This window comes from Pseudomonas sp. MF6755 (assembly GCF_016405635.1).
In the GTDB taxonomy this organism is placed as follows: Bacteria; Pseudomonadota; Gammaproteobacteria; order Pseudomonadales; family Pseudomonadaceae; genus Aquipseudomonas; species Aquipseudomonas haemolytica.
This window is the reverse complement of record NZ_JAEKDA010000016.1, coordinates 39,332-65,876: the sequence shown is the minus strand read 5'-3', so window position 1 is coordinate 65,876 and position 26,545 is coordinate 39,332. Positions and strand designations below refer to the sequence as shown.

The window sequence follows — 26,545 nt, the reverse complement described above, 5'->3', positions numbered from 1 at the left end:
AAAAAAAGACCCCGGCCGGATGGCTGAGGTCTGTGATGAAGCTGGTAGTTCTGACTTGAGCGCCGTTAACCTATCGTGGCACCCATGTAATGGCGGCCAGGATGATCCGGTCGTAACGCTTATTCAACTGATTGAGTCGTTCACTTGTCGCGTTGTCATCAGAGCATGCTCTGACCACCATCCGCTCATGGCGTGACAGAGCACGTCGCAAACGTTGACCCTTTTCGCCTCGCCAAACAGCGAGCGGCATCGCGCCAGCGCTGGCGGGTATCGTGGTGAAGCTTCCCATTATGCAATCTCCTGAAGTTGCGTTTTCGTGTCTTCAGGAAATGCTCCGCAGGCAGGTGTAAATTGGCGCTTCTCAAGCCTGTCGTCTGGGGCTGACTCTATTCAAGATCTGGCTCGTCGAATGAAAAAATCGGGAGAAGTTCTTTTTCCTAGTTAGACGGTTCGGCGGATTCGAGCGAGCTTCACCGGCACAGTGCCCAAGCGATAGCTGTCACCAAACAATGTCGCACTCATGAAACCACCGCGTTTGATGTCAGATTTGCCGACGGTGCGAAGTTCGCCGTTGTGGAGAACCGTGTCGCCAGGGCGGATCATGTCGATGTGAGATTCAACCGTTTCATAGTTCGTCATGGGGCTTTCCTAGTGCTGGTGGACCGTCGTAACGGGCTTGGGGATCAGTAGAAATCAACCTTGCAGCAAGGGCCGCTGTCACCTCTAACAACAAGATGGCATTTGAACAGTCTGCTGTTGCAGGACATGAGCAGACGGCCATTGGCGTCGATGAAAACGCGAAGTTTTCTTTGCCAGGGCTTAACTTTCTCATCTCGCCTCACAGCGAGCGGCATCTCCCCAGCACTAGCGGGTATCGTGGTAATTCTTCCCATCATGCAATCTCCTGAGTTTGCGTTAGCGTAACCACAGGTGATGGTGAGCAGGGACGTATAAGCCAAGCCAGCTCGCCGGAAAACTTCGTGAACCCCAAAAAAAACCCGATCAGCGAATGCTGGATCGGGGTGGTATGGTTGTTACTGTGATCAGGCGGGAGTGCCAGGTTTTTGCATTTCAAGCCATTTAGCCAAGCCATCTCGTGTTTCTTTCCAGACGAACATCCCTTCATCTGTTGCGTCGAAAGGATCTACGTCTTCTGGAATGTCGTTGTTGGCGCAGAACCAGCTTGCAAAGGCTTTCTCGTCATACTGAGCGGACTGAGTAGCGTTCATTCTGAAACTCCAATTAGGGTTGGCTGTACTTCTGGGTATGGATCAAAAAGGCCAGATAAAATAAAGCTGGCAGCGTGGGGATAGGTCGAGGGCAAAAGCTCCTTAGCCGCGACTCAAACACGCAGAGCATTTAACTTTTCAATCACCTGGATAAGTTGTGCCGCTGCGGAATGCATGGACTTGAGAGCAGCGTCCAAAGGGTTACCCTCTCCTTCTGCTACTTCACGAAGCTCATGAGCGATGAAGTCAGCCAGTAGGTCTCCCCGGGTGCCAACTTGCAGCTGCTCTGCGAGCTGCATCTCTCCCCGCTCATAGGCCAGGTCGGCGGTTGCCAGGATCTCGTCGAGCGTATGGGTTTTGGTCGTTGCGATTTGATTGGTGCTCATTGGGATTAATCTCCTGAAGGTTTTGAACTTGCTGATGGAGATGAGCAACAGGCGATGCGAATCGAAGACAAAAAAAACCCCGGCATAACCGGGGCTGGGTGACGGGTTTACAAGCTTGGCCAGTGACTGGGATAGCAGTCATGGGGAGCATCATGGTCATCTGGGAACCATTGTTCGATGACACCAAAGCCAGTCAGAAGAATTCTGAGCAACACAATGTCGTCTTCTGGCAATTCACGCCATTTGCCGCGATGGTTATTTGCGTGACTGAACTCGTCCCAGAGTCTTTCGAGGTCGATATCAAATGCCATATAACCCGCCCCGGTAAGAACAGCGCGCATTCTGCGCACATCTTCTGGGTAGGTCAGTTTTACCGAGTGGTATTGCAGGAATTGCATTCGTTGACTGGAATTATCCATGGAAATTCTCTTAAAGGTGGTTGGTTTAGGCCGGCTCATAGCGACCATGGTCGTACTCCTCCATCACCTCCTTTTCCGTTAGTGAGCGAACACGCACAACGCCATCGATCATTCTGCTGCGGTCTTTGAAGTACACCACTTTGAGCGGCAATTCAGGAATCGACCGGTCGAGTGCCAAAACCCACGCCTCCACCAGTTGACCCTCAGGGGTGTACTGGCGACCAGTGTTGAACTCGATTGAGTTCAATTGGGCATCCGGGCCGGGTTTGCTGATGATGTCGCCAAACTCGGCGACCAATGAGGCGTAATGATCGTTTGTGGTGGCATCACCACGCAGCTCATACACATGATTTTCACTTAGTGCTTCCACCAGAAAGACGGGTTTTTCGCTGAAGCGACTCTGCCCTACATAGATCTGGGCCGTGTTGCGCAGCAAGGCGATGACTGTCGGTTTTGTGTTGTTCATTGTGTGGCTCCGATGCGGGTTGACTGTATGCATCGGTGATGCTCAACAGGACTCCATAACCAGGTGAGCATGATGCGGATTTATTGGGGCCCATTTTGGGTAGCGTTGGAACGCTATTGCGTCATGCTGTGGGCAACCCCTCCAATCGAGTCTTACCTGCATGATCAAAAAGCTCATTTGCCTCATTGTCGTATGGGCACAGCTCAACACTGCCTCAGGCACCGGCGGTCCGACCTTGATTCTGCGGGACACAGCAGAGGGCATGATCGTCGAAGCGATCCGTTATTACGCAGGCCATAAGCAGTCGGACTTAACGGCCGTGATCCAGAGTGCAACGCCGCTCGGTGTGCGCTTATTCAAGCTTCGTTTTCAGGAGTGTGGTGAGGTGACTTTCATCCATCTGGGGAATGGTAAAGTTTTTGGAGTTGCCGGCGGCCGTGGTTACACCCAAGAGTGTCAGGTTACGAACTGGGACGTTGCGTGGAGTGTGCTGCCCGCCTCCTGGTAGGCTTAGAGCCTCGTTATGGCCCTGGTCGAGGTGCATGTGGCCGGCGGCATCGACGTAATGCGCATCGGCAAATAAAAAATCCCCGTCAGCGTCAGCTGAACGGGGATGTCGTGAATCTCCACGCATAACGTGAAGTTCAGTGAGGCTTACCGCCAAGTATCAGCCTCAAGTGAGGCCGAGCCGGCGTTTGAAAGGCCGCTTTCGCTGCGGCTGTCATTGCATATGCCTCAATGCGCTTGTCAGCCGCAGCGAGTCGTTCTGTAACAGCCTCGACAGCATGTTTGTGTGCCTCGAGATCTTCAATGGATGCCCGGCCACACTTTAGTGCAGAAACTTCTTCCAGCAAATTTTGAGTCACCCGCTTCCAATCCCGAACCTCATCGGCCGAACAGCAAGCGTGGTAGTCGCTGAGTTTGCGGTACAGATGCTCAAAGCGCCGGCGAAACTCACCAACTTTGACTGCATTTTTATTGGTCTGAGACATGGTCAAATTCCTTTTGGTTAGTCGTCGAAAGATTCAGCTCGTTGTTTTTCTGCTCGATTTTTTGCCATCTGCTCCGCGGCTTTCGCCGCCTCGACAAGGCTTGGATGCACGTAGTCGGATACACCCGACAGGTCCATTTCGCCAAAGCTCCATCCAGCCAGAAACCCGCCGCTTTCGGGGAGGGTAAAGACCAATCCCCAAACCTGCGTGCAGTCTTCGGGCGGCTCACTTGCGTAGTGCGGTTCTACATTTTCAAACCCTGTTAACTCGTTTGACCATTGCCACGAGTAAGGAGGAGAACCTGGCTGTAACAGGACAAACTCACTTATGTTTCCAGTCATAGGTATCTCCTTGAAGCCGCGACGATTCAGTTCAATAGCGAGCGCCGCCAAAACTTCAGGCACGCGATGTTTGTTTGCGGTGTAGGCATCGAGCCTTTCACCAAATGGTTTCGAACCTCCGACAATCACGCCGCCGAACAACGATCGAAACATTTCGGTCTGAGTATTTGTTACGTTGTCGCAGAGGCACAAACGAGCGGCTGAAAGAACATCATCAATGTCCTGTGTATGCATTTGCAGGATGTTCGAAGCTGTTTGCAGACTTTGGATGTCCATAGTTATGACCTTGAAAGGAGTTACTGGCCTCAAGGAATGAAGAACATGAACTGGTAACCAGCTCAGCGCAGCGCTGAATTCGTAGGCGTGCCGTTGCAGATCTGGACGAACCCAGCCATCAAAGCCCCTGCTTTCGCAGGAACATCAATCGCGTGCACTGACTGGCCTTGGTTGTCGTGTTCCAGTCTCACACCTACGGATTTTGCAGCCAGAAGCACAGGCAACTGAGCAGTCCCGAGTTGGAATTCGATTTTTATCGTTTGACCGGCAACACGCAGTGGCAGACCCATCACGCTTTTCAGATCTCGACCATCAATCAACATGTTGGTGTTACTCACGCCAGCTGTTCCGTTGTCGACTATTACTGCCAAGATTAATGTTCGCTGCGAGGTGCATGACATCTGGATCTTTACGGAGCTGCTAATGGTGCTTTGCACACCTTTCAGAACAAGACCTTCGCCCTGGCCACTTTCAATACTCCAGACAGCAACCTCTTTCCCTGCATTCACCAATCCGAGACTGACCTGATCCGCTGCTGACAAGGCCTGCATTTCACTGGCCGGCGTGATTGCCATCAAACTGAACAGCTGAGTGCTCACTCCCATATCCCGGAAGAAATTGACCGTTGCTGCCGAAAAGATCTGCGCATCAGCCATTGCCTCTTGCGAATCAACCTGATCGGTAGCTGCGAACTGGTGCACCCCAACCGATGAGTCGGACTGGAGTAACCTGAATCGTCCGCCGGCAAACAACAGCACGCAGGCGCTCTCACAAATGCCAGCACCACCTTGCAACGACTCTCCAGCCGTCACGCTTACCTGTGTGGAAAACCCTAGCTCCCGAATGCGACGTCCGAGCGCAAGGCCATCGCGCATACTGCCGCCAAATGAGTTGAGATGGAGAATCACGCCCTTGCGCCCTTGGAGGTGCGCAAAGTTGTTCAGCCGCGCCATTACTTGTGAGTCAATGCGCCCATCCAGGTAAAGATCCACCACACCTGAAAGGTCTGGATTTGAACTCATGGTGACCGTGGCTGATTCGGTGCGAGGAGTATTTCGCTCCCCGGCAGTTACGCTTCCGGTAATTACCATGGCGATGACGCAGCAGGAGGCGCTACGGATCAGAGCCCGTACCGATTTCGATATTTTCATGTGATCGCCCTTCAGCGGTTTGTTTGTGTTCAGGAATGCGGAACACAAGTCCGTAAGGCCTTCAGGCCAGCAACGAGACGTACGCCTCCTGCTGCAAAATATTCCTGACTGCTCGGGTGCGCTTTGTGTCACCCAACCCAGTCGACAGGTCGGGGGCTAATGAATTGGCTTCAACACTGATTTTTTTTGTTCGGGCACGAAGCCAGTTCGCGTCCGCGGTGTAATTGGCCTCGGGGTTATTCAATTTCAGTGCGGCAATCTTCTTCACCAACTCCTCCGTAAGAATCACGCGGCCGAGGATGTGGAAGTCCGAATGAAAAAGGGTCGAGCAATCATCGGCCGACATCGCCTTCAAATTGCTTGGGATACCGGCACAGAAGCGATCGGTGCCAAATATCTGTTTTGCCAGCGCCAGCATTTCCGCAGCTCTCAGATGGCCACGTTGCAAAGGTACAATCACCCTTACGCCCTGTTCGATCCAGTGTCTTACCCGCCCGGCGTGTTCAGTCCAGAGCTTTAAAGTTTCCACCTGATCACCAATTACGTCCGGAGCGACGATGCTCAGTCCCTGTGGTCTGCTCGTCATCAGAATCACTGACTCATATTTTTGAAATACCCGCTCCCAAATGACTCTCTCCCCTCTCTGAAAGGCCGCAAATGCGCCAGAGTCGATGAAGAGTGATCCACCGGCATCAAGATGTCTCGGCAGCGCGAGAAACACCTTGGAAAGGCTTAACAGGGGTGCCACGACCCCAATGGGCACGCCCACATCAACGGCTGCGCGTAAGTCGCTGCTTGCCGACATCCCGGAATGGAAGGCAAGGTGCCAATAGTGAGACATACGAAAGCCCTAATAGATACTGGTAGTATCTTTTATCGTATGCGTACGTGTTATGCAATTCTAGTTACTTCCTCATCTGAACACCGGACGCTGTCCTCTATGTGACGCCGGGGGTAGCATGGGAAATTCTTCGGGCTTAGCGCGCTCACTTCGCCCGGCTCAAAATTCACTTTTTTCAGTGACAGGATCGGGTATGCGACAGGTTCATAATCCAGAGGTTAAAAGTGAAGATATCTGCGGCAAGACTGTGTTCACCTTTGACAGCCATCACGAGGCCCTTTTGCCGTGGGCCGAATGTGCGCTTGCAGTCGGTGATGCGCCGCGGCTACGTCTGTTGACCCTTGATTACCACAGTGACACACGCCCTGCCTTCATCACCTTCAGCACTGTAGACGTTGCTAATTCCATGGACGATGAGGGATGGGAGGAGCGAGCAACTGCTGAGGTTGCCAAAATTGATTTTCGTGAAGTTGAAACGATTCGAGATGCGGTGGTGAATCTTCGTTTTGACGAGCACATAAGTGCGTCCGTGCAATCGCGCATCATTGATATCGCCTTCGCAATAGTCGGCGGACTTATCACTAACGAATACCAAAGCAACGAACAGAAAGCCGCTGAAGCCGCATGGCGTAAGAGAACGCAGAACACTCCTTGGGTACCCAAACCAATTGCCCCGCCGCCATACACGTATTCCATCCCTGCCGAGCGCATCATCGAGTTGCCGCGTCAAAAGGTAAGTTCGAGCGCTCAACCTCGATCCAAGGACTATGCGGACCAGGCACTGGAATCCGACTTTCTTCGACGACACCTTGAGTTGATCGATGAAATCACCAAATCCGCCGGCGTCCCAGGCTTATTCGAAGCGCCGTTTATCCTCGACATCGACCTCGATTACTTCAACACACGGCGATCGGTTCAACCTACCAACCCCGACATTTTTCATGATCTCATTCGCCGAGCCGAGATCATCACCATTGCGCGTGAGCCGAAATGCGTGACTGATCTTCAAAAACCCGGTGAGCAGTTGACCAGCGATTGGTTGGAGGCTGAACTCAAACGGCAAATAAGGGAGGCACTCAGCACGCCCCCCATAGAGGATAGCGTGACAACCCCAACCCCGGCGGGCGCGTGATGACAGAGCTGCGAGCCCAGTTACAGGCACTCAACTCAGAGCAAGGAGCAAAGGTACTTCTGTACTGTGATCTACGAGGAATGCAGCGGGATCTAGTTGTCCGGGGCGCTTGGGGGATGGCAATTTTGGGCCTGGCCATGCTCGTGATGAAATCATTGTCCCGATCGGATGCATTGCTCGCCCCATACCTCAATTGGATGGGCATCGGCATCTGCTGCGTCGCGCTACTTTACGGCTGCCTATCGCTTTTCATGGTCTGGAGTATCAAAGCGACAAAGCAGTCACTGTACAAAATCGGGGTCAGCCACAAAGTTGTTAGGCATCTTGACGCCCTCCCCTCCAAAGCGCTTGCCCGGCGTCGTATCGGAGAATGATGACCGCCAGGACCTCGCCGCCACGGTGTTCTTGGATCACTGCTCGCCACTTTACTTCCCCGCCCTTCCTAATGGCCTAGCCCCACGGCGGGGCTTGTGGTTTAACCTGGCGACTTTTCGTGCTATTCGGCTTTGTTGGTCTGAGCCTCAACCGAGGGCAAAAATGCGTGGGATCCGGGGAATAGAGTTTCGACGGCTTCCATAATGTATTGGGCCAGCGACTCAGGTGTTACACGAACGCTTGTCCCGACAAAACACGACCGTTTAAGAGGGTTTGAACTGGCTGAGATCATAGGGCTTGTGTGCATTGGCCTGCCAAAGCTCGTCCATCATAAAAAAGGCTGGGCCTGCCAATTTACCCTTGAAGTAAGAGCCGCGTGGAAGACGATCGGTCGGGAGCAACCGTCGACGCCACTCATCAAAAGCAGCGGTTTTCTTGATCTGGCGAAACCGTGCGCGTTCAGCGAAGGTAAGCTCCTGAATAGCGGTAATTGTTTGCATGACAAATCCTGATGACCGGCAAGGACAAAAGTGCCCGGTTCTTACTGCAAAACCCGCGACATAGGCGGGCTCATGGTGCAGCGACATCTCTCTGCTTCAAAACAGCCAGTCAAGGGTAATATCGCTCGGATTGCGCGGTTGATCTGCTGTGGCAGGGCGGTCAAGCTCTTCACGACAAGTATCGCACAACGTGTAGGAAACACCGGCCGTCGTGTAGCCTTTGGCCGTTGGCTGCTCCTTACAGCAGCGGTCGCAGCAAAGAAAAAGTGGTTTCATCGTCATCGTCGTTTTCCTTTTTAAGCGGACGCGAAAATGGGCGTCTCTCTAAGTTCTCGGCACTGCTTTTGAAGGCCTGAACAGCAACTGTTCCGTGTTATTTCCAAGGCACAGTTTCACTGAGACCACGTTGTTTCCGCGTGACAGGATATGCTCTGCCTGCTCCGGTGACGCGGTGGCCAACTCTCGCCGGTCTTCTTCGCTGGTGAGGACAGACACGGCGATACCCAGCTTTCGCCCGGTGCTGACTAACGACTTCACTAGGTCTTTTTCATGGGGGCTTAGCGTTGAGTAAATGCTGCCGTCGAGGCGCAAAAATGGCTCCAACGTCGAGCGCGCTTCGCCGCCGGTAATGAGCGAAACAAATGTCGGTACTTCAGAATCGAGGAACTTGGACATTGCCGCAGCTACGTCCGAGGACTTTGCTTGGCCGCCCTGGGTCCAGGTGTTGGGTTCTTCTTTGGCGGTATCTGGTTTGGTGGTCATATCCGGTCATTCCTCGATGCTGTGGACGCTAGAGGGGCATCCTTCTACTGGTTCAGCCCAACGTTTGATGGCTGGGCTTGTGGTGTATCTGCGCGGCAGATCCGCTGCGTTTTGACGCCAGCGACCTGGAGAATTCGTAGTAACGCGGTTAAGCTGATCAGGTATCAAGCAAGCGCTTAAACACGGACTTTTCCGCTTACTCAGTAGGGGTAGCGATTACGGACTTTTACCCTTTCCTTCGTGGCCTCGATAATTGCCGGGGTGGCACGGTACAGCAGTGCACCAAAGATCATCGCAATGACTAACGCAGTTCCCCACCATTGTGAATCCCGGCCAAACAAAGTCAGAGCAATTACGATGCTTACACTCATGCCCACCGTTTCGCCTGGAGCGACACGCAGAGCGCAAATCGCCTGATCCATAGGCGTGATGTCGTCTCTTGCTCGATGCCGGGAGACGAAACTGTCCGGCACCTTCTGATGGATCAGTGTAAGCACTTCGTCTGAGCGCTTGGCGTAGGCCGAAGACATGGTGCGTCCATGCTGATCGGCTCCCAGTGCGCCGGTCTGATGGCGTTCACGAAAGGCATCAAGCGCGACTCGCACAGTCATTGCTTGCGCCTCAGTCAACTCCGTACCTTCGATTACAATTTTTGGTTCTGCCATATTCTTTTCCCGGATCATTTCTTGTAGAGGCGAACCCACTCGATAACCTCATCGAGCTGACGGTTATCCAGTTGAGCGCAGTTCGCGTAGATCGCGGCGGCGACTTGGCCCTGGTGGCGCTCGGTCGTTGAGCCGATGCCCTGCTTACCGTGCATGCCTTGCTGGCCGTCATCGGTCAACACCCGCTCATTGGAGCCTGTTACAAACTGATTTGCCTGAATTGCCATTGTTTGCTTTCCTGCTGGATCCGAGTGCCGAAAGTGGCCATTTTCTAAAGGCTTAGCCCAATTGGCGGGCTGGTGCGATCAACATGGTGTCTATGCGCGTATTTTAGGTGCGTTTAAAGCACCTGTCAAAATCATTATTCAACCGAGCTGCTAAACATCGGCCTTCGGTTTTTCAAAGGGCACGAGGCTTCAACTGACGGCTATATTCCCCTGCATGCATTCAAAACTCACTTGCATTGCACTCGCCACAACTGATCCCAGTCAGTCATATAGCTTGGACTCAGTAAGGCACGACGCATGCCCCAATCCGGGGACGACGGCATTGCCGCTGTTCTCAGGCACTCATGTCCCCATCGCCGGTTTATCCGATCCATCACGTCCATCAAGGCATCTGAGCGTTCCGGCTGACTGGGTGTGAATAAATCCTGTGTGTACTCACCGCGTTTTCGCAAGTCCATCAACATCACCTCGGCCTTGCTGTAAGCGAAGCCCGGGCGATAAATGGCATCAAGAGCGCGAATCGCGTACTTCGTCAGTTGCCGAATGTCATCCGTTGGGTAATCCGGGATGCACGTCGCTGCATTGGCGTACTTCGCACCTTCACCGTGGAAAGAAGTCTGAATGCCAATTCTCAGAGCACCGCATAGCGAGCGCTGCTTTCGAAGTTTTTCAGCTGCTCGATGTAAGTAGGTGGCCAGTGCTTGACGTAACCCATCAATGGAATGGACACGCTTGCCGAACATTTTGCTGGAGCAGATCGATTGTTTCGCCGGTACCGCCTCCTCAAGATCCATGCAGGGTTCACCCTGAAGCTCCCTGATGGTCCGCTCCAGAACGATGCTGTACTTTCGCCCCATTGCTCGCGCATCCGCTTGAGATAGTTCCCAAGCTGTCGTTATCCCGTCGCTGGCAAGCTTGTCTCTCATTCGACTGCCAATGCCCCACACCTCTTCGACGGGCATCCGACGCAGTAGCCACTCCACCGCCTCTGGACGGCGCAAATCCACCACCCCGCCCGTTTTTTCCCGCCAAACCTTGGAAGCATGCTGGGCCGCTTTTGCCAAAGTCTTGGTATGCCCAATCCCGACCCCGACTGGCAACGCGGTCCACTGAAGCACTCTCGCCTGAATCGCTCGGCCTACCTCGACCAGAGGTTCCTGCAATCCATCTAGGCGACAGAACAGCTCGTCGCTGTATTGCTCCGTAGCGTACGTCAGCGAGGAAACAGCCATTGCCATGCGGTGGCTCAATTCACCGTACAACGTGTAGTTGCTGCTGAATACCGCCACCCCGTGCTGTTCTAAAAACGAACGGATTTTAAAATATGGCTCGCCCATCTTGACGCCGAGGGCCTTGGCCTCGTTCGTCCGGGCAACAATTGCACCATCGGCGTTGGACAAGACCACGACCGGCCGATCACGTAGTTCGGGGCGAAAGATGCGCTCACATGAACAGTAGAAGGTGTTTGCATCGCAAAGTCCGAAGACGGGACGAAGGTCAAAGCGCATGGGGGGTCAAGCACCAGGTGACCACCCCGAATACCTCGATGGTGCCGTACTCACTCGGGGCGATCGGCGAGTAATCGGGATTGGCCGACTCCAATAACCAGCCGGCGGCGGATCGAGCAAGGCGTTTTACCAATGGTTGATTATCCACGTAAGCCAACACGATGTGGCCTGAGCAGGGCGCGATCGCTCGATCAACAACCAGCCGGCTGCCGTCGTAGATTCCCACGTCGCGCATGCTGTCGCCTTCAACTTGAACGATCCAAACATGTGGTGCACGGATATTGAGCAAGACATCAAGAGAAATGGGCGCTTCGTAATAGTCGGCCGCCGGACTCGGGAACCCGCCTGCCACTGATCCAGCCAGTACTTGCAGCGGCTGATCGGTGGGGGTTAGGGGGTAAGCAGACACTACTTTCATGAGGCACCTTAATACTGTTTTTATATACAGTAATGGAGCGCCGACCAACCGCCTAGAGGGAATTGACCAAAGGTGCGTGGATCTTTCGGTGCGCAATGGCATCAACAGCACAAGGAGTTCCCTTGGGGTGCAGCGTCATGGCGTCGAGAAAACCGGCATTTCCGCAACGCATCCAACCTCAACTGGTCAGTTTGGTCGCCCGGCCGCCGGCGGGAGAATGGCTATACGAGTGCAAATACGACGGGTACCGTCTGTTAGCCCGCCTCGACGGCCAAGTATCGCTATTCACCCGGAATGGTTTTGACTGGACGCATCGCATGCCCAGGCTCGCTCAGGATTTGGTTCGCTTACCCGTTCGCGGTGTGTGGCTCGATGGTGAAGTGGTTGTGCTTGATGACGATGGCAAACCAGCGTTCCAACCGCTGCAAGGGGCGTTCAGTAGCGGTCAAACCGACCATTTGGTCTTCTACGTTTTTGATATGCCCTTTTTCGACGGTATCGACCTCCGCAAAAAACCAGTTGAGCAGCGCCGTGATTTATTGCGGGTGCTGATTAACCAGTGCGAATTGGACTGCGTGCGCTTCTCTGAAACTCTAGATGCGGATCCGGCATCACTGCTGGACAGTGCGTGCAGGCTTGGTTTGGAGGGACTGATCGGTAAACGCCGCGGTAGCCGGTACAGCGGCGAGCGTGGTCCTGACTGGATCAAGCTCAAATGCCACAACCGACAGGAGTTCATTATTCTGGGCTACACCCGGGCTGCCGCAGGCATCAAATCTCTTTTGATTGGGCTGCATGACGACGATGGCCAACTCGTTTACGCCGGTCGAGTGAGATCCGGATTGTCGGGTCGACAATTAGAACAACTGCGAGTTCGACTAGCCTCCTTGACGCGCATGCACTCGCCATTGGCAGCGCCGCCGGCGCTGAGGGGGGAAACTGTGGTGTGGGTGAATCCGCAGTTGGTCGTGGAGGTGAAATTTCTGGAGATCACGCCCAGTGGTAAGGTGCGCCACGCCGTTTATGTGGCTATGCGCGAAGATAAACCAGCGTCGGGGATTAGTCTGGAGAGCAACTCGGATCTACTGTGATCCCACAATTGCACATTCAAGTTCGGCTTCCAGCGATGAGCTATTTCCAGCTCCACTAACCTCGTCGACGATCCCCATTCCTGCAATAGGATAGAAGACTTTTACCGTATTACCGATATTGATTAGACCCGCCGTTGTGCTGCTCAAATCTTCACGCATATGCCGCACGCGAATTTCTACGCCTCTCAAAAAAACCGCCTGATCAACGTGCCACCTGTCACCAGCATCAACAATTCTGCCAACATATGTCTTTCCTGGTTCAGCATTTACCGAGAACTCTGACGCTCTGTTGTTGCTTTCCATCATGCCTATTGCATGATCGGTAACACGATCATTGAACCCATCGTCATACCAATCAGAAAGTCGCGACTCATTCAGCAGCGCGGTCTTCTCGTCTCCATCCATCCCCGACTTGTGGGCGAGGTAATGCGCCTCTTGGAGATGATCCTCATTGCCTGTTATGTCGAACTTTGCGAGCTCTGCCATCGCGGTCAACTGAATGTCAAAAACGGTTTGCTTCTCGTTCATGTGGAATCTCACTAGTTGTTCATCAATACCTGAGGAGCTCAGTTTGCTACTCATCGTCGTCGAAGTTGTAGCTACCAGGTGCGAGGTTCTCGAAACGGGTGTACTTACCGATAAACGCCAGACGAATAAAGCCGATCGGGCCGTTCCGTTGTTTGCCGATAATGATCTCAGCGATGCCCTTGTGTTCGGTTTCTGGGTGATAAACTTCGTCTCGGTACACGAACATGATGACGTCGGCGTCCTGCTCGATCGCTCCAGACTCCCGGAGGTCGGAGTTAACAGGTCGCTTGTTTGGACGGTTTTCCAATGAGCGGTTCAGCTGCGACAGCGCCACCACCGGGCAGTTAAATTCCTTGGCTAAAGCTTTCAGGGATCGCGAGATCTCGGAAATTTCGTTCGTCCGGCTGTCGCCGCTGGAACCAGGGATCTGCATCAATTGCAGGTAGTCGATCATGATCAGGCCGATATCGCCGTGCTCTCGCACCAGACGCCGGGTACGCGCACGCATTTCCGACGGGCTAATGCCAGCAGTATCGTCGATGAACAGTTTGCGATTGTTGAGCAGGTTCACCGCCGAAGTAAGCCGCGGCCAGTCATCGTCTTCCAGCTGGCCGGAACGCACTTTGGTCTGATCGATACGGCCGAGGGACGAGAGCATACGCATGATCAGCGACTCTCCTGGCATCTCGAGGGAGTACACAAGCACAGCTTTCTCGCTACGCAATACGGCGTTTTCCACCAGATTCATTGCGAAGGTGGTTTTACCCATGGACGGCCGCCCGGCGACGATGATCAGGTCGGAGGGTTGTAGTCCGCTGGTCTTCTCATCAAGGTCCGTATAACCGGTGGACAGACCGGTTATGGCGTTGTCGGTGTTAAATAACGTATCGATACGGTCGATTGCCTTGGTCAGCAAATCGTTCACACCTACCGGGCCACCTGTCTTCGGACGCGCTTCGGCGATCTGGAAGATCTGCCGTTCGGCTTCATCGAGGATTTCTTCGGCAGTGCGGCCTTCCGGATTGAAGGCGCTGTCGGCGATTTCGGTGCTGATGCCGATCAATTGACGCAAAGTAGCCCGTTCGCGAACGATCTGCGCATAGGCCTTAATGTTGGCGACCGACGGGGTATTCTTCGCCAGCTCGCCCAAGTAACCGAGGCCACCGACCTGGGAAGTCTGCCCTTCCTTGTCCAGTTGCTCGGCGAGGGTCACGACGTCAATCGGTGAGTTCTGGTCAGCCAGTTTGGCGATCGCACGAAAGATTAGCCGATGGTCATGCCGGTAGAAATCGCCGTCGGATACTTGATCGAGCACTCGCTCCCAAGCGTTGTTGTCCAGCATCAGGCCGCCAAGCACAGCCTGTTCAGCTTCGATGGAGTGCGGGGGCACTTTCAACGCAGCGGTTTGAAGATCGTATTGCTCAGGGTGTGAGATGTCATTCATTAGAAAAACCATCTTGTTGTTCCGACAAAAGCCGGGGGCGCAGGGGATGGGGAACGTGGGACAGCGTGACTGCGCTAGGGAGGACGGCGGGGGCCGCGCCTGCCTGCGGGCTGGCGAGCGACTTCCTTTTTCGTCTTGACGGCTGTAGCGAGCTGCTGAGCGCCAATCCTGCCCAGACGGGGGTTGGGATCAATCCGCTCGACACCCATTTCTTCATCCGTAAAATCATGAGTTCCGGGTTCAAGATTTTCGAAGCGCGTAAAACGGCCAACGAAACCAAGGCGCACAAACCCAACCGGACCTTCGCGCTGTTTGCCAATGATGATTTCGGCTGTGCCCTGAAACTTCGAAGCAGGGTTGTATACCTCGTCCCGATAGGCGAACAGGATAACGTCAGCATCCTGCTCAATCGCTCCGGACTCCCGCAAGTCGGAATTGACGGGCCTTTTATTGGCCCGCTGCTCGACACTTCGGTTCAACTGAGATAATGCAACCACAGGGCAGTCGAACTCTTTGGCGAGCGCCTTCAGTGAGCGCGAAATCTCGGAGATTTCGTTGGTACGGTTCATACCCGACGATCCTGGGATCTGCATCAGTTGCAGATAGTCGACCATAATCAGCCCAATCGCCCCATGAGCGCGTTGCACACGCCGGGTTCGAAAACGCATCTCCGATGGACTCAACCCAGCGGCGTCGTCGATGAAGAACCTGCCCTCTCCGCGTTTGTTGATCAAGTTGGCAGCACGGGTCAGTTTGGACCAGTCGTCGTCAAGAAGTTGCCCTGACCGAACCCGGGTGTGGTCAATGCTACCGATCGAGGACAACATGCGACTGGTCAAGGCTTCGCCCGGCATCTCGAGGGAGTAAACCAGAACAACCTTGTCCGAATGTAAAACGGCACTCTCAACCAGGTTCATGGCAAAGGTCGTTTTGCCCATGGAGGGTCGGCCGGCGACGATGATCAAATCTGCCGGCCGAAGGAAATTGAGCTTTTTATCCAGATCATGAAAGCTGGTGGACAACCCCCCTGCCTCACCACCAGTTTCCTGCAAGCGTTCGATCTTGCTGACCGCTTGGCTCAAAAGCTGATTCAACTCAACCGGGCCACCGGTCTTTGGCCGGTTGCTGGCCACGGACAAGATCAGCTGCTCAGCCTCGTGCACCAGTTCATCTGCTGCTTTACCGTTCGGTTGAAGAGCCTTCTTCCGAATGGTATCGCTGATTCCAACGATGTGACGTAGGCTCGCCCGCTCACTGACAATTCGCGCATACGTGGAAATGTTGGCTACAGAAGGAGTGTTCTGAAAAAGCTCGGAAAGGTATGCGTGACCGCCGGCGCCTTCGAGGTCACCTTCAGTAGACAGCAAATCATTGAGAGTTACGACATCAAAGGCGCGACCATTGTCAGCCAGCTTGCTGATGGCCTTGAAGATCAATCGGTGCTCATCGCGGTAAAAGTCATTTTCCCTTACCAGATCCGAAACCCTACTCCACGCGCTGTTGTCCAGGATCAGCCCACCAATTACTGCCTGTTCAGCTTCGACTGAGCAAGGCAATTCCCGTTCAGAGAGAATTGGCGTATCGGCTGAAACGTGTAGTTGATCGTTCAAGCGCTTGGCCTTACGAGATAGAGGATGCTAATGGGATGGTTAAAAGCAAATGCCCTGCCCGCCAGAATCCTAGCAGGGCGAAAGATTACCATCCAATAGGGTACAAGGCTCACTGATCCTAGGCCGCGGTAACGGGTTCTGCTACTGCCGCTCTGCGTCGAACTTAACGACCAAACGCTTTAACCATTTCGGTCCCTTTGCCGCCGCATCGCGAATTTCAGCTTCTGTCGCGGCAAAAGGTGGGGTTCCCAGGTGCAACGCAATATTTGCCAAACCTATGAAGGCGCCACCAATTACTAATGCTGCAATGGTGACAATACCGGCAAGCCGTGGCCCTCCAATGAACCATGCCGCAGCAATGGCAGCAATACAAAGCCCAATCATGAGCATGTTGAACCTACGAATATATTGCTGATGCGCAATCCAAGCATCCATGATTTCTTCAATCCTTATAGAACATTGGATAAATGTGTGGTTGAGCGTCGAAAGCATCAAAGATAATTTGCTCAGCATCCATCTTTGCTTGGATCAGCGATCATCAGCCAAGTAACACAATACCTAACCGGCCGATACGACGGATGCGGCGCTGTATGGAGAGATGCAACAGCAGCACCGCAATTCCCGGCAACCCGAGAATTAACGTAGCTACGCCGACCCAATGGGAAAGGGAAGTGAACAAATCAGACTTCGCGATCGCAGGATCAACATAGGTTTTTGCGGCGGCGGAGAGTTGCGTGCTACCAGCGGAATGCTCGATGGCGTAGGCAACCTGGTTGTTGGGTGCGAATCCCAAATTGCCCAAAACAATGGCTTTAGCGGCCTCACCAATGACAGGTGATGTCTGCTTTTCATTCTTGATGGCTATCTGTGCTTTCAGATAGGTTGCAGCTTGAGAACTTTCGGTCAGCATCGCCAGCAACGTTGCAGTGTCCTGGTCACTAATGGCTTTTTTGAAGCGTTCCTGGGGACTTTCACCATGATCATTTATCTCAGTCTGGGCCTGATCAGTTTCAAAAGTGCCACCGCCCATGAACGAACCTAGTAGCGTCGTAGATCCCGCTAAAAACACAACCGCAATCACGGGTACAAACGTCTGCTGTACGACAGCGGTTGCTATGGCTATGACGGTGGCCGCGAGCAAAATGAATTTCATAGCAGGACCGTTAAATAATTGATCAACCGCTGTGCTTACATTCGCAATTCCCTCATTCCCGTGTGTAGTTGAAACGACACCTGTTTGGCTGGCGCTGGAAAAGGTGTCAATGAGGAGGCGAGGGACATCAAACTCAGCGATGCCTGCTGAAGGGGCAAAATAATGGGCGATGCCAGAGAGGATGAGGGCAACTATCGAGGAGATGCCCATTGCCGCAATTCCAATTTTACTCAGCCTGCTGAATTTAGCGCTGCGCTCCACCATTCCTGTGAGATCTTTGGCCGTCTGAACCGGCAAATGGTCTTTTACGGCAAGAATGCTTTGGGCAAGGTCGTCGACGAGAGGCATTTTTTTGATATCCATATCAGTGCAAAGCCTCCTGCTGGGTGCTTTTCGTTAGGCTCCGATCCAGGTTGCCCTGCAAGGAAAGAATTCTCTTCTCGGCGTCCTTCCGGATCTGAATACCTTCGCGATGGATCTGAGAGGTATCTTCGAGCGTCTTGATCAGAGTCCCCTGCACTTCTTCAAGCGTGCTCACGTCAATGACGGCTCGTTGGTTCGCCCGGGCGGTATCGACAGAGTTCTGATACAAGAGTTTGGCATTCGACTTGAGGAGGGTATTGGTAGTGTCATCAATATTTCGTGCGAGCTCTACTGCATTGCGCTGTTCATTTAGCGCAAGCGACAACATGAAAGATCTCTTCCAGGCAGGAATTGTCACAGAACGAATTGAGTGAAATTTGTCTATCAGTGCCAAATTGTTTGCTTGCACCATCCTGATAGCTGGCAGCGTTTGATAGGCGTTCTGTTGCGACGCCAAGAGATCACCAACCCGCTTATCGAGGGTGGCAATGAGCGTGGTCAGATCTGACAGTTCCTGAGCTTTTGCCGGCCCTCCGTCGAACCCGTTGCGAAGAGTTTCCGCTTCGGCACGCAACTCGATAAGGCGGAGCTTGCCGGCAGCGATATGCATACCCAACGCACGATGCTCGCTGCGCACTGATACGAAAGTTTCTTCGAGGTTTTTATTCCGCTCAACCATCCCTTCCTGGGTGGTGCTCACTTCCGACACGAGTTTTTCAATGGTTTCACGGGTAGTGTCGAACTGACCCATCACCTTTTTAGAACGGAGGGTGACTTTGTCGATCAATGGGCCGATCAGAGGTAGCTTCGATCGGCGATCCGTGAGTGCATTCATGTTGACCGAGCGAGCCACCGCCAATACTTCGACGAGTTTTTCTCCTGCATTGTCGAGATCTTTATTTCGTACCTGGTTCAGAAGTTCGTCGGCAAAATCACCAGATTGAAGATCAGCATCCCGGCCAAATTCGGCGACGGTCATTGGATCGTCCGACTTGATAGTCAGCGCGAGCGATTGAATCTCGGCGATATCGCCCTCAACCAACCCAAAATCGGAGAGATTTATAGCGACGCCAGTGCTGGCGGCTACAGCATTATTTTCCAGTGTCATTTCTAAATTCCTAGTGTTGGGTGGCGCTAAGGCTTTCAGCGAAGCTATGCATCAACTTGCGGTGGGCCTCGGCGGCGGCATTAACCATCGCAGGGCTCATATGTTTGGTTTGAATCAGGGCAAGGGTGTTCTGACGCCATACCGGAACCAGCACAGTGTCTGTCTCTCCGAAGCGATCAAGCATGCCCAAAGCTTGGGCCCTGCTCAGTTTCATTTGCGTAACACTCAACTGGTGCGAGGTCAGGAGTGTCTCGAGGTTGGCGAGCTTCCGAGCAAAGCGTTCCCGCGGCTTATCGAATGACAAGTCGTCACTCGACACCACACCGGCATCGGGCTGCTCATCAAGATATTCCCTGCCCGCTTGGATGAAGATTCTGAGCTCTTCGACTTCCTGCTCATTACCCGCAATCAATTTATTGATCGACGAGAGTGTGTCTCGAACGCCCTGGGCGTGGCCCTTTGCCTCTTCAATAAGCTGTTCGAGGCCTTTTCGGGCCACTTGGTACTTCACTTGTTTTTCGACCTGGGCACCTGTCAGGCGCTGAAACCAGTTCGGAGCTTTCGCGATTTGCTCCGGCGAAGCGTCCCCCAAGGCGGTGATGATTTCGGCAATCTTTGACGACAAGGCACTCACTGATCCGCTTTCCATCAGATCTGAAAGCTCGTCCATCTTGTCGACGAACTGACGCGTGCTCCCGTATTCGCCGATTTGGGACGTGTTTGCGAACAGATCAGGAAGAACCGTCGCCTTCAGGGAATCGACTGTTACAGCAGCAACCGAGCCCTCAGGCGCTACGCGCTCCACTGGGCGATTTTTAATCAACTCTTCTGAGGCCATTGAACAATCCTGTAGTCATCTGGTTGTCGATTGACGCGTTCCCTGCACCGATCGAAATGAAAGGTTTCGGGTTTTCACAAAATCATAACACGTACGCATATTTTGTGAAGGCCGAGTAATGGCATTTTTTGACTCTCGTAGTATCACGCGAAAATTGGCAGCAGTATTCAACGAACAGGAGGGCGGACTGGTTTTGAGGGTTAGCAGATGGCCGGGTGGGCGGGCAGCGTAACGATCGGGCGATCGGCCAGCGGTCGTTAGTGCTTCTTGGGGTAGGAAACTGTGTCGAGAACGCACGCGACGATGCGAATAGTCCGGCTACTGCTCAGGAGTAGGTCGACTCTTTTTCAAGCTGTAGCCGACCATCTTCAAAACATCACTCGGATCTTGCCATTCTTCGACCATCCGGAATGCGGCGTCCACTAGACCTTCCACGGACTTTGGGACAGTTGCATATGTGGGCAGCGTGCTTGGGTCTTCTTCTTTATGGGACATTAGTGCCTCACTTCAATGAAACTTCGATAGTTTCAGCCCGGCCGCTCAACGTTTGGAAATCACAAAGGCCGATCTGCACCACGCCCGGCCGCTGATGTGCAACGGCCACCGCCACCTGTTCTGTAAAGGCTGAAAGTTCTCTGGGCAACACGTCCCTTCCGGTGGCAGCCCTGATCTTGTCTCTGAAATGCGACAATGCGTTTTCCATGGATGCCTTCTTGTCCGGGACATATCGCCAGGTGGAAGTGGAGGTAGGGCACTTGAAGAGTGCTTGTAGTCTTGCCTGTAGAAGTTGTCGTTCGGCCTCCCCCGCTCAGCTGCGCGATGTCAGAACTGACACAGGGAAGAGCTTGCCAAAAGCCTTCAGAACAAAGATGTTTGCCGCAATACCAACCACCAACCCAAGCACCATGCGAATGAGCATTGTCATATCATACGGACCGTTCAGCTTGTCGCCGGCGGATAGAACATGCGAAATCCCCAGCAACCCGTTGAGCTCGGATGGGTACCCAAACACACAGATTAAAAAAATGCCCCAGAATGCGAGGAGGCCGAGCCATTTTCTTGCTTTTGACATGAACAGAGGAAAAGTCACTTTGTTTCTCCAATGAGGACGAATTGCTTTCGACGACCCGGATGATTGCTGATCAACCGTCAATCGGATTGAAGCTCTACCTGCCACCGGTAATTGTGAGCGCTCCCTGGGTAACGCCAGCCCGAACCTACGATCAACGTGACGCCTTCGCTTGTGTCCTCGTACACACGACACGACAGTTCCGCTACGTCACCACCTGGTTGAGAGATCGCAGTTCCTTTAAAGAGCGACCCCTGCAAGCGTTTGAGAGAAACCGTGTAGCTACAGCCATCTGAGTGCGAGAGGTCGAAAGCAATTTCGCTGCCGTCATTGCGCAAGACGGCAGACGTAATGCTTTCACCGTCATCCAGATCGTAAAACTGCCCTGTTAAAGTCGACTGGTGCCTTTAACGCACCTATGATCTTGAGTTAGTCAGCATAATGACCATTCTGAAATCACATTGCTGTGAGCAGTATGCAGTGTGTAATTTTCATCCTCTGATGCGCTTGGCTCTTCATCGCGTTAAACTTTTCGAACGATGGCCTCCACTCAGCTTACAATGGGGTGAACCACACCCTGTTACGTTTTCATGCGTTTAAAAAAGCTGCATTGGAAAGCGTTCATGCCCATGCACTATGTCAGGGGACAGTCTTGAACGCTTTACCGATGCAGCTTTGATCAACTCTAACGCTCTTGGCAAACGCGCCGATCAGGCGTGAGTTCACCCGCAGTCTTTTTCATGGCGCAGAGCGCAACTTCCACACCGTACTGAAGCGGTAAGCGGACAACCTCCCCATAAGCCAGCTCGTAGTGCTTAGAGATTACCTGGTTAGCTTGCAGTGCCTGCACATCTGAAGGCACCTCTTGCTTGAACCTCTGGCCATTGGCGTCGAAAGAATAGCTTCGACCCACCTGATACTTGAGGTTGATCGTCACAGTTGCATTAGTTGCATTGGTCGAGACGACCTCGGCAAAGCCATCGATCACCCCATACCCAAGTGCACACGCAGTGTTGGAAGCGTTACATGCACGCAGATCCATCGGGGGGAAGGCTAGTGGTGTCCTGCTATCGGTATCTCGAACATCGTAACTCGCGCCGACACCGTGTTTATGCAGGCCGAAATTATCAGGCCCATACGCCGAAACACTGACCACCACCGAATCTCTCGGGGTTGTATTTTCATTTGCACAACCAGCTACTGCGACGAACACCATGGCAGCGGCGAAACGTAAAGCCATTTGCATACTTGCGAATTCCTGATTGATTGGTCGCGCCCACCGGAAGTGCATGCGCTCCAAACAACGACATAGACCCGCTTTCCTGATTGCATCCGAACTGTGTGTATTTTCGTGCCTGGCCAGTCACGTCATGACAATCGCTTGATAGGCGGTATACAAGCCTCCGATCATGATTACCAGGTAAAAAAATAGGTCGATAGTCGCATGGTCTGATTTCAATTCCTGGGAGTAAATGAATGTTGGCATCTTCCTGAATAACGCAGCGAAGACAAGGAACGAGCACTGGAGCGCTAGAAGCTTAAACGCATCCAGAATCCCCCCTTGTGTCGCCATCACCAACCCGGGTATCAAAAGCATCCCGAACGCAACGGCACACAGGGCTTCCCCGAAGTTTGCGGGTACTTTTATCACCTTGAAAGCAAACCACTCTTCTCCCTCGACGTAGATTTTTTTCCGTTGAAATGGATAGAGTACTGCCCAAAGAATCGCGCAAACGGCGAATAGCAGCCCAATGGTTTTGAACGCTAGATGCTCACTGTAAATAGTGGTCAATCCCTTGGAAAGCTCACTGGGTAGCACCACTATGCCGATTGTTAGGGCTAAACCTAGACAGGAGAAAAAATAGATGTTGTCCCGCTGATCCTTGGTCACCAACTTTAATAATTCCCATGCATTGCAGGATTGTTCCCTCAGTGAAAATCCGCCCTTAGACCAATCCTCACGTAGACGTGCAACAAAACCTTTCTTTTTCATGCCTTCCCTCCCTTAGAAAAAATAATCACGGCAAGGCACCAACGACATATCGCCATCCGTTTTTTCCGATTTCGCATTCCGATGATGCGCAAGCTGATCCTGCATCGCAGTGCTCGGCGGCCGGTGCCGGCCAGCAGGCACGACCTTTATGTGTTAACCACATTTTTGACTTGTTAACCATCGTGGTTTACAGTGTAAAAAACAGGTTAACAGAGTGCCGTGATATGCCGGTTTTACGAAACGACATCAGGCTTTACCTCGAGACGACATTGGGTGTAGAGGTACTTCTAAAGCCAGCACCCGATCTGAAGGTCCCCCACTACATCAAGGATACCTACAAACTCGTCAACATGGTTCTTTTGGTGGGTAGCGAAGCCCGGCAATCAAAGTTTTCGCTGGTGCTGCTGCTGCCACTTGATGACGAATACCCGGGCGCAGTGACCCTTGGCAAGCATATTTCTCAGATACAAAAAAGCACGGACAAGGTGGTTGTGTATGCGTGCCCGGCGCTGTCGGCACCAGAGCGGCGCAGCCTGATCAACAGCCACATCAACTTCATCCAGCCTGGCTATCAGCTGTTCATCCCTGAGTTGGCCATGGATCTGCGGGAGAGCGTCCGAACTCGACGCAATGAAGGGGACGTATCCGCCCTTCTCCCCGCGGCACAAGCGATGCTATTGGCACGACTTTATGAGGGATGGGACAGCAACACTGTATTTCCGTCCAACGGGCTTTTGGGAGAATTCAAATACAGCCGCGTGACCTTGGCCAAGGTGATTGATCAGCTGCTCAAGCTGGGCATCGTCCACCCTGCGCAAAGCCTCGGATTCAAAAATTACTATTCGTTCGATGGGCCACCAGCCGATCTTTTCAAAAAAGCCCGTCACTACATGCGCTCTCCCGTGAAACGGAAGGTTGCGATCGATCGGGTGCTTCATGCAGGCAATGGAGTCTTTCTCGCTGGCGAGACTGCGCTAGCCAAATGCACGATGCTTGCTGACCCTTCTCAGCCAGTATTCGGCATGACAAAAAAGCAATTCGATACCATGGTTGAAGAGAAGAAATTCAAGGTGGCCGACTCCGTTGATGAGGCCCGAGCATGGGTGGAGATCTGGGCTTATCGCTGCCTGAAGGAAAGGAAAAACATCGCAGATGAAGCATCACTTCTGCTGAGTTTGGAAGACAACCCGGACGAGCGTGTCCAGCAGGCTTTAGACGATCTTAAGGAGAGTGTTTCATGGCTGAAATCAGAGGCTTAGACGTATTCGGTGCCGCGTTTAGTGCATATCGAGAACAATTCGTTTTAATCGGCGGCGTAGCTTCGTGGTTGACGATGGACGAAGCTGGCCAGCCGTTCAGGGCCACCAAGGATCTCGATATCGTACTGGTCATCGAGGCCCTTAATTCGGAATTTGTAAGTGCCTTCTGGGGGTTCGTACGAGATGGCGGGTACAAACTCCGGCAGATTGGTGACATTGACGGAAAACGGCCGGTGTTCTACCGATTCCAGAATCCGGAAAATGAGGCCTACCCTGCCCAACTTGAGCTGTTCTCGCGTTCGCCCGACGGTATAGACCATCCAGAGGATGCCACGCTTACCCCCATCCCGACTGATGAATCAGTTTCCAGCTTGTCGGCCATTTTGCTTGACGACCCCTACTACTACTTCCTCCTCGGTGGACGTCAAAGCAACGAGCAACTGACCTTCATCGGCGCCGACCGGCTGATTCCGCTCAAAGCCCACGCATGGCTCGACTTATCGGCCCGAAAGGCCGCCGGTGAGCAGGTCGATAGCAGGAACATCAAAAAACACCGTAACGACGCGCTTGTGCTGAGTGGCCAACTGACTGATGACCCTATCGAGTTGCCTGAAAGTATTCAGAACGACATGAGAGCGTTTTTGCAGCGCCTGGCGCAGGAAGAGATCGATCTCAAGTCAATCGGGCTTAAAGGAACTCTTGGGAGCTACATCGAGCGCTTGGAGTTGAACTTCGGCTTGCAACCAACTCAATAGACCCTCTCATTGAGAGATCACACGCCCTGTCAGATGCTCGACAGGGACAATCAAACCAGGATCCCTATGGCTCCTGATTACTGAAGAAGGAAAAAGCATGACCAGCAAAACTGAACTCAGCAATCGCGACCACGACAACATGGACGCTTTCCTTGGGCACGTGCTCGAAGCTTTCAAGACAGGTGAAATCACCAAGGAACGCGCTGTCGGGAGCTTGGCACATGTCATGACGGCTCTCGAAAAAGGCAATTACGATGAGGCCCGGTCGTGGTTTCAACAAGGCCGTAAGCATCTGGCTGATGCTCACTAAAAGCTCCTCTTTCGGCCTCCAGCCCGCGATCCGCGGGCTTTTCCGTTATATACCCCGCAGAAAAAACCCCAGACCTGAGTCTGGGGTTGATATTGCGTTTACAAATTGAGCGAAGCGCTGTTATTCATGCCCGATGCAGTAGCCATGGTCCAGCGTAGGCCAGCCCCTTTTGGTGAAAATGCCGCATACATCAATGTAACCTCCTGCACTGTTTTGCCATCGAACAGAGTAAATCCGCTCACTGGCTGGCAGATCGGCATCCATCGTGTAGACGGTGAGTTTCCATCCATCTACCGCTTTGGCGAAACCGGCGTCATCGAGTCGTTGAAGTGCATAACGAGCCAAGCGAAAGGCCAAGCCCTGAGTGATGATCTTGTCCGTGATATTCAGGTGATCAGGAAGCTTTTGCCCGACCATATTGAAGCGGGAACTACCTCGCTGGTAGACCTCAGTGGCATCAATATTCATACACCCTCCCGGACGGCTGCGTGTTCCGATTCCATCATGCGTTTGAAGTCTGTTGCTTTTTTCTTCGACGGGAAATGATAGATAACCGGATCTTCGGCTGGATCGGCATGGGTGTCTTCGATAAGCCAAGGTTTTGTAGAGCTTGGACTTGGCCGAAGCTGAAAGCGTTCTTTTTGCATGGTCGCATCTCCTCGAGAGTTAACTTCGTAAGAGAGAGATGCGCCACACAGGCGCGGAAGCCCTAACCAAACCGTAAAGCTCCAAACATTAAAAGTGCGCTCCTATTTTCGCACACGTTGGAGTGCTTGCGCCGCCTGGTCATTGATCAATGGGAATGGAAGACATCGGAGGTTCGCCGATAAAGCTCAGCTTGAACGTGTTGGGACTAATTCAGCGCACCAGGTGCAAATTTGCTGACCATCTTTTACTTCGAACCGATGGGCATCATCTCTGAACCCAATAGAGTGGTTTTCGTCGATAGCGCATCTACCTACGGTCTTGTACCGGTCCCAAAAACCCGCGATTTCGACCAGCGAGGGCGACAAACCGGCAAGGCACACCCGGGTCGCGCTGGTACCGTTACAGAGCACCGCCATCAGCAGCACGCCAGAAAAGTCAGTGTCGCCGGCGGAGACGGGGTAAGGCTGACCGAGGAACAGTGTTCCAGCACCATAGATTCTGGCCAACTTACCGCCGGCCTCCAAGCGGTAAACGCTGTCGCCTTCTCGGCCGTGGCTCCGCATCCAGCGATGCAGGTTGGCGGAAAGAGCCGGTGAGCGCCTTGGGGATATGGCGCTCAAAAGTTCGGCAATACCGGCGGGAACTGAGATTTTGCAGCCGTTGCGATTTTTCGTTGAGGCCATGATTG

General features: G+C 53.1%; 36 protein-coding genes. 6 read left to right on the top strand and 30 right to left on the bottom strand.

The genetic code is table 11. The features are described from left to right. Positions 1-441 precede the first annotated feature (441 nt). From JFT66_RS21365 to JFT66_RS21345, 5 genes are all read right to left on the bottom strand, one after another. Positions 442-639 (bottom strand): hypothetical protein, encoded by a 198-nt coding sequence (locus JFT66_RS21365; protein WP_198860100.1) that lies wholly within the window; start codon positions 637-639, stop codon positions 442-444. A gap of 404 nt (positions 640-1,043) precedes the next feature. Further along, positions 1,044-1,229 (bottom strand): hypothetical protein, encoded by a 186-nt coding sequence (locus JFT66_RS21360; RefSeq protein WP_198860099.1) that lies wholly within the window; start codon positions 1,227-1,229, stop codon positions 1,044-1,046. Between the two features lie 113 nt (positions 1,230-1,342). Next, entirely contained in the window at positions 1,343-1,615 is a 273-nt protein-coding gene (locus JFT66_RS21355) for a hypothetical protein (protein ID WP_198860098.1), read from the bottom strand. A 107-nt stretch (positions 1,616-1,722) separates the two neighbouring features. Continuing rightward, positions 1,723-2,034 carry a hypothetical protein gene (locus JFT66_RS21350; RefSeq protein ID WP_198860097.1) on the bottom strand — a complete coding sequence of 104 codons (312 nt, stop codon included), beginning with the start codon at positions 2,032-2,034 and terminating at the stop codon, positions 1,723-1,725. A 25-nt stretch (positions 2,035-2,059) separates the two neighbouring features. Next, positions 2,060-2,500 (bottom strand): hypothetical protein, encoded by a 441-nt coding sequence (locus JFT66_RS21345; RefSeq protein WP_198860096.1) that lies wholly within the window; start codon positions 2,498-2,500, stop codon positions 2,060-2,062. A 160-nt stretch (positions 2,501-2,660) separates the two neighbouring features. Between JFT66_RS21345 and JFT66_RS21340 the strand changes: the two genes are divergently transcribed. Further along, positions 2,661-3,008 carry a hypothetical protein gene (locus JFT66_RS21340; RefSeq protein WP_198860095.1) on the top strand — a complete coding sequence of 116 codons (348 nt, stop codon included), beginning with the start codon at positions 2,661-2,663 and terminating at the stop codon, positions 3,006-3,008. 136 nt (positions 3,009-3,144) lie between these two features. Here JFT66_RS21340 and JFT66_RS21335 read toward each other — a convergent pair whose 3' ends face one another. From JFT66_RS21335 to JFT66_RS21320, 4 genes are all read right to left on the bottom strand, one after another. After that, on the bottom strand, positions 3,145-3,492 hold the full coding sequence (locus JFT66_RS21335; RefSeq protein ID WP_198860094.1) for a hypothetical protein: 348 nt from the start codon (positions 3,490-3,492) through the stop codon (positions 3,145-3,147). A 17-nt stretch (positions 3,493-3,509) separates the two neighbouring features. Then, on the bottom strand, positions 3,510-4,109 hold the full coding sequence (locus JFT66_RS21330; protein WP_198860093.1) for a hypothetical protein: 600 nt from the start codon (positions 4,107-4,109) through the stop codon (positions 3,510-3,512). Between the two features lie 62 nt (positions 4,110-4,171). Next, complete coding sequence (locus JFT66_RS21325; protein WP_198860092.1) at positions 4,172-5,260, bottom strand: hypothetical protein; 1,089 nt, start codon at positions 5,258-5,260, stop codon at positions 4,172-4,174. Between the two features lie 61 nt (positions 5,261-5,321). Continuing rightward, complete coding sequence (locus JFT66_RS21320; RefSeq protein ID WP_233097165.1) at positions 5,322-6,101, bottom strand: hypothetical protein; 780 nt, start codon at positions 6,099-6,101, stop codon at positions 5,322-5,324. A 193-nt stretch (positions 6,102-6,294) separates the two neighbouring features. Between JFT66_RS21320 and JFT66_RS21315 the strand changes: the two genes are divergently transcribed. Next, positions 6,295-7,233 (top strand): UPF0489 family protein, encoded by a 939-nt coding sequence (locus JFT66_RS21315; protein WP_198860091.1) that lies wholly within the window; start codon positions 6,295-6,297, stop codon positions 7,231-7,233. 638 nt (positions 7,234-7,871) lie between these two features. Here the strand turns inward: JFT66_RS21315 and JFT66_RS21310 are convergent. The 7 genes from JFT66_RS21310 to JFT66_RS21280 form a co-directional block, all read right to left on the bottom strand. Then, positions 7,872-8,108 (bottom strand): hypothetical protein, encoded by a 237-nt coding sequence (locus JFT66_RS21310; RefSeq protein ID WP_198860157.1) that lies wholly within the window; start codon positions 8,106-8,108, stop codon positions 7,872-7,874. Positions 8,109-8,204: 96 nt separating this feature from the next. Then, on the bottom strand, positions 8,205-8,390 hold the full coding sequence (locus JFT66_RS21305; protein WP_198860090.1) for a hypothetical protein: 186 nt from the start codon (positions 8,388-8,390) through the stop codon (positions 8,205-8,207). Between the two features lie 42 nt (positions 8,391-8,432). After that, the gene (locus JFT66_RS21300) at positions 8,433-8,870 is read right to left on the bottom strand and encodes a hypothetical protein (protein WP_198860089.1); all 438 of its coding nucleotides are present in this window, start codon (positions 8,868-8,870) and stop codon (positions 8,433-8,435) included. A gap of 200 nt (positions 8,871-9,070) precedes the next feature. Then, the gene (locus tag JFT66_RS21295) at positions 9,071-9,535 is read right to left on the bottom strand and encodes a hypothetical protein (protein ID WP_198860088.1); all 465 of its coding nucleotides are present in this window, start codon (positions 9,533-9,535) and stop codon (positions 9,071-9,073) included. Between the two features lie 14 nt (positions 9,536-9,549). Beyond that, positions 9,550-9,762 carry a hypothetical protein gene (locus JFT66_RS21290; protein WP_198860087.1) on the bottom strand — a complete coding sequence of 71 codons (213 nt, stop codon included), beginning with the start codon at positions 9,760-9,762 and terminating at the stop codon, positions 9,550-9,552. A 227-nt stretch (positions 9,763-9,989) separates the two neighbouring features. Further along, the gene (locus JFT66_RS21285; RefSeq protein ID WP_198860086.1) at positions 9,990-11,270 is read right to left on the bottom strand and encodes a Y-family DNA polymerase; all 1,281 of its coding nucleotides are present in this window, start codon (positions 11,268-11,270) and stop codon (positions 9,990-9,992) included. After that, positions 11,260-11,688, bottom strand: a complete 429-nt coding sequence (locus tag JFT66_RS21280; protein WP_198860085.1) for a LexA family protein — start codon at positions 11,686-11,688, stop codon at positions 11,260-11,262. Before JFT66_RS21280 ends, JFT66_RS21285 begins: the two co-directional genes overlap by 11 nt. Before the next feature lie 137 nt (positions 11,689-11,825). On the opposite strand from JFT66_RS21280, the gene ligD reads away from it, so the two are divergent. Further along, the gene (gene ligD, locus JFT66_RS21275; protein WP_198860084.1) at positions 11,826-12,779 is read left to right on the top strand and encodes a non-homologous end-joining DNA ligase; all 954 of its coding nucleotides are present in this window, start codon (positions 11,826-11,828) and stop codon (positions 12,777-12,779) included. Here the strand turns inward: ligD and JFT66_RS21270 are convergent. The 11 genes from JFT66_RS21270 to JFT66_RS21220 form a co-directional block, all read right to left on the bottom strand. Next, positions 12,771-13,307 (bottom strand): hypothetical protein, encoded by a 537-nt coding sequence (locus tag JFT66_RS21270; RefSeq protein WP_198860083.1) that lies wholly within the window; start codon positions 13,305-13,307, stop codon positions 12,771-12,773. The genes ligD and JFT66_RS21270 overlap by 9 nt on opposite strands. A 46-nt stretch (positions 13,308-13,353) precedes the next feature. Beyond that, positions 13,354-14,751, bottom strand: coding sequence for a replicative DNA helicase (gene dnaB / locus JFT66_RS21265; protein WP_198860082.1), 1,398 nt, complete (start codon positions 14,749-14,751; stop codon positions 13,354-13,356). A gap of 74 nt (positions 14,752-14,825) precedes the next feature. Beyond that, complete coding sequence (dnaB, locus tag JFT66_RS21260; protein ID WP_198860081.1) at positions 14,826-16,361, bottom strand: replicative DNA helicase; 1,536 nt, start codon at positions 16,359-16,361, stop codon at positions 14,826-14,828. Between the two features lie 141 nt (positions 16,362-16,502). Further along, positions 16,503-16,874, bottom strand: a complete 372-nt coding sequence (locus JFT66_RS21255) for a hypothetical protein (RefSeq protein ID WP_198860080.1) — start codon at positions 16,872-16,874, stop codon at positions 16,503-16,505. Between the two features lie 25 nt (positions 16,875-16,899). After that, on the bottom strand, positions 16,900-17,877 hold the full coding sequence (locus JFT66_RS21250) for a hypothetical protein (RefSeq protein WP_198860079.1): 978 nt from the start codon (positions 17,875-17,877) through the stop codon (positions 16,900-16,902). Position 17,878: 1 nt separating this feature from the next. Continuing rightward, positions 17,879-18,985, bottom strand: coding sequence for a toxic anion resistance protein (locus JFT66_RS21245; RefSeq protein ID WP_198860078.1), 1,107 nt, complete (start codon positions 18,983-18,985; stop codon positions 17,879-17,881). Between the two features lie 10 nt (positions 18,986-18,995). Beyond that, entirely contained in the window at positions 18,996-19,823 is an 828-nt protein-coding gene (locus JFT66_RS21240; RefSeq protein ID WP_198860077.1) for a toxic anion resistance protein, read from the bottom strand. Between the two features lie 502 nt (positions 19,824-20,325). After that, a complete protein-coding gene (locus JFT66_RS21235; RefSeq protein ID WP_198860076.1) occupies positions 20,326-20,526 on the bottom strand; it encodes a hypothetical protein in 201 nt (66 codons plus the stop codon). 105 nt (positions 20,527-20,631) lie between these two features. Continuing rightward, complete coding sequence (locus JFT66_RS21230; RefSeq protein WP_198860075.1) at positions 20,632-20,913, bottom strand: hypothetical protein; 282 nt, start codon at positions 20,911-20,913, stop codon at positions 20,632-20,634. A gap of 664 nt (positions 20,914-21,577) precedes the next feature. Continuing rightward, a complete protein-coding gene (locus tag JFT66_RS21225; protein WP_198860074.1) occupies positions 21,578-22,138 on the bottom strand; it encodes a hypothetical protein in 561 nt (186 codons plus the stop codon). A 117-nt stretch (positions 22,139-22,255) separates the two neighbouring features. Continuing rightward, positions 22,256-22,885: a hypothetical protein gene (locus JFT66_RS21220; protein ID WP_198860073.1), complete on the bottom strand. Its 630-nt coding sequence runs from the start codon at positions 22,883-22,885 to the stop codon at positions 22,256-22,258. On the opposite strand from JFT66_RS21220, the gene JFT66_RS21215 reads away from it, so the two are divergent. The 3 genes from JFT66_RS21215 (at position 22,861) to JFT66_RS21205 (ending at position 25,209) form a co-directional block, all read left to right on the top strand. Next, a complete protein-coding gene (locus JFT66_RS21215) occupies positions 22,861-24,144 on the top strand; it encodes a hypothetical protein (RefSeq protein WP_280089394.1) in 1,284 nt (427 codons plus the stop codon). The genes JFT66_RS21220 and JFT66_RS21215 overlap by 25 nt on opposite strands. Next, positions 24,123-24,899 carry a hypothetical protein gene (locus JFT66_RS21210; RefSeq protein ID WP_046481652.1) on the top strand — a complete coding sequence of 259 codons (777 nt, stop codon included), beginning with the start codon at positions 24,123-24,125 and terminating at the stop codon, positions 24,897-24,899. The genes JFT66_RS21215 and JFT66_RS21210 overlap by 22 nt, the downstream gene beginning before the upstream one ends. A gap of 97 nt (positions 24,900-24,996) precedes the next feature. After that, positions 24,997-25,209, top strand: coding sequence for a hypothetical protein (locus tag JFT66_RS21205; RefSeq protein WP_198860072.1), 213 nt, complete (start codon positions 24,997-24,999; stop codon positions 25,207-25,209). A gap of 120 nt (positions 25,210-25,329) precedes the next feature. Here JFT66_RS21205 and JFT66_RS21200 read toward each other — a convergent pair whose 3' ends face one another. The 3 genes from JFT66_RS21200 to JFT66_RS21190 form a co-directional block, all read right to left on the bottom strand. Next, positions 25,330-25,677 carry a hypothetical protein gene (locus JFT66_RS21200; protein WP_198860071.1) on the bottom strand — a complete coding sequence of 116 codons (348 nt, stop codon included), beginning with the start codon at positions 25,675-25,677 and terminating at the stop codon, positions 25,330-25,332. Next, positions 25,674-25,856, bottom strand: coding sequence for a hypothetical protein (locus JFT66_RS21195; RefSeq protein ID WP_198860070.1), 183 nt, complete (start codon positions 25,854-25,856; stop codon positions 25,674-25,676). Before JFT66_RS21195 ends, JFT66_RS21200 begins: the two co-directional genes overlap by 4 nt. Positions 25,857-26,042: 186 nt before the next feature. Further along, positions 26,043-26,540, bottom strand: coding sequence for a hypothetical protein (locus JFT66_RS21190; protein WP_198860069.1), 498 nt, complete (start codon positions 26,538-26,540; stop codon positions 26,043-26,045). Between the last annotated feature and the right edge of the window lie 5 nt (positions 26,541-26,545).

Bases quoted from the DNA above. Each gene is read 5' to 3' on its own strand.
- JFT66_RS21365 (WP_198860100.1), bottom strand. From the start codon at position 639: ATGACGAACTATGAAACGGTTGAATCTCACATCGACATGATCCGCCCT.
- JFT66_RS21360 (WP_198860099.1), bottom strand. From the start codon at position 1,229: ATGAACGCTACTCAGTCCGCTCAGTATGACGAGAAAGCCTTTGCAAGC.
- JFT66_RS21355 (WP_198860098.1), bottom strand. From the start codon at position 1,615: ATGAGCACCAATCAAATCGCAACGACCAAAACCCATACGCTCGACGAG.
- JFT66_RS21350 (WP_198860097.1), bottom strand. From the start codon at position 2,034: ATGGATAATTCCAGTCAACGAATGCAATTCCTGCAATACCACTCGGTA.
- JFT66_RS21345 (WP_198860096.1), bottom strand. From the start codon at position 2,500: ATGAACAACACAAAACCGACAGTCATCGCCTTGCTGCGCAACACGGCC.
- JFT66_RS21340 (WP_198860095.1), top strand. From the start codon at position 2,661: ATGATCAAAAAGCTCATTTGCCTCATTGTCGTATGGGCACAGCTCAAC.
- JFT66_RS21335 (WP_198860094.1), bottom strand. From the start codon at position 3,492: ATGTCTCAGACCAATAAAAATGCAGTCAAAGTTGGTGAGTTTCGCCGG.
- JFT66_RS21330 (WP_198860093.1), bottom strand. From the start codon at position 4,109: ATGGACATCCAAAGTCTGCAAACAGCTTCGAACATCCTGCAAATGCAT.
- JFT66_RS21325 (WP_198860092.1), bottom strand. From the start codon at position 5,260: ATGAAAATATCGAAATCGGTACGGGCTCTGATCCGTAGCGCCTCCTGC.
- JFT66_RS21320 (WP_233097165.1), bottom strand. From the start codon at position 6,101: ATGTCTCACTATTGGCACCTTGCCTTCCATTCCGGGATGTCGGCAAGC.
- JFT66_RS21315 (WP_198860091.1), top strand. From the start codon at position 6,295: ATGCGACAGGTTCATAATCCAGAGGTTAAAAGTGAAGATATCTGCGGC.
- JFT66_RS21310 (WP_198860157.1), bottom strand. From the start codon at position 8,108: ATGCAAACAATTACCGCTATTCAGGAGCTTACCTTCGCTGAACGCGCA.
- JFT66_RS21305 (WP_198860090.1), bottom strand. From the start codon at position 8,390: ATGACGATGAAACCACTTTTTCTTTGCTGCGACCGCTGCTGTAAGGAG.
- JFT66_RS21300 (WP_198860089.1), bottom strand. From the start codon at position 8,870: ATGACCACCAAACCAGATACCGCCAAAGAAGAACCCAACACCTGGACC.
- JFT66_RS21295 (WP_198860088.1), bottom strand. From the start codon at position 9,535: ATGGCAGAACCAAAAATTGTAATCGAAGGTACGGAGTTGACTGAGGCG.
- JFT66_RS21290 (WP_198860087.1), bottom strand. From the start codon at position 9,762: ATGGCAATTCAGGCAAATCAGTTTGTAACAGGCTCCAATGAGCGGGTG.
- JFT66_RS21285 (WP_198860086.1), bottom strand. From the start codon at position 11,270: ATGCGCTTTGACCTTCGTCCCGTCTTCGGACTTTGCGATGCAAACACC.
- JFT66_RS21280 (WP_198860085.1), bottom strand. From the start codon at position 11,688: ATGAAAGTAGTGTCTGCTTACCCCCTAACCCCCACCGATCAGCCGCTG.
- ligD (WP_198860084.1), top strand. From the start codon at position 11,826: ATGGCGTCGAGAAAACCGGCATTTCCGCAACGCATCCAACCTCAACTG.
- JFT66_RS21270 (WP_198860083.1), bottom strand. From the start codon at position 13,307: ATGAACGAGAAGCAAACCGTTTTTGACATTCAGTTGACCGCGATGGCA.
- dnaB (WP_198860082.1), bottom strand. From the start codon at position 14,751: ATGAATGACATCTCACACCCTGAGCAATACGATCTTCAAACCGCTGCG.
- JFT66_RS21255 (WP_198860080.1), bottom strand. From the start codon at position 16,874: ATGCTGAGCAAATTATCTTTGATGCTTTCGACGCTCAACCACACATTT.
- JFT66_RS21250 (WP_198860079.1), bottom strand. From the start codon at position 17,877: ATGGATATCAAAAAAATGCCTCTCGTCGACGACCTTGCCCAAAGCATT.
- JFT66_RS21245 (WP_198860078.1), bottom strand. From the start codon at position 18,985: ATGACACTGGAAAATAATGCTGTAGCCGCCAGCACTGGCGTCGCTATA.
- JFT66_RS21240 (WP_198860077.1), bottom strand. From the start codon at position 19,823: ATGGCCTCAGAAGAGTTGATTAAAAATCGCCCAGTGGAGCGCGTAGCG.
- JFT66_RS21235 (WP_198860076.1), bottom strand. From the start codon at position 20,526: ATGGAAAACGCATTGTCGCATTTCAGAGACAAGATCAGGGCTGCCACC.
- JFT66_RS21225 (WP_198860074.1), bottom strand. From the start codon at position 22,138: ATGCAAATGGCTTTACGTTTCGCCGCTGCCATGGTGTTCGTCGCAGTA.
- JFT66_RS21220 (WP_198860073.1), bottom strand. From the start codon at position 22,885: ATGAAAAAGAAAGGTTTTGTTGCACGTCTACGTGAGGATTGGTCTAAG.
- JFT66_RS21210 (WP_046481652.1), top strand. From the start codon at position 24,123: ATGGCTGAAATCAGAGGCTTAGACGTATTCGGTGCCGCGTTTAGTGCA.
- JFT66_RS21205 (WP_198860072.1), top strand. From the start codon at position 24,997: ATGACCAGCAAAACTGAACTCAGCAATCGCGACCACGACAACATGGAC.
- JFT66_RS21200 (WP_198860071.1), bottom strand. From the start codon at position 25,677: ATGAATATTGATGCCACTGAGGTCTACCAGCGAGGTAGTTCCCGCTTC.
- JFT66_RS21195 (WP_198860070.1), bottom strand. From the start codon at position 25,856: ATGCAAAAAGAACGCTTTCAGCTTCGGCCAAGTCCAAGCTCTACAAAA.
- JFT66_RS21190 (WP_198860069.1), bottom strand. From the start codon at position 26,540: ATGGCCTCAACGAAAAATCGCAACGGCTGCAAAATCTCAGTTCCCGCC.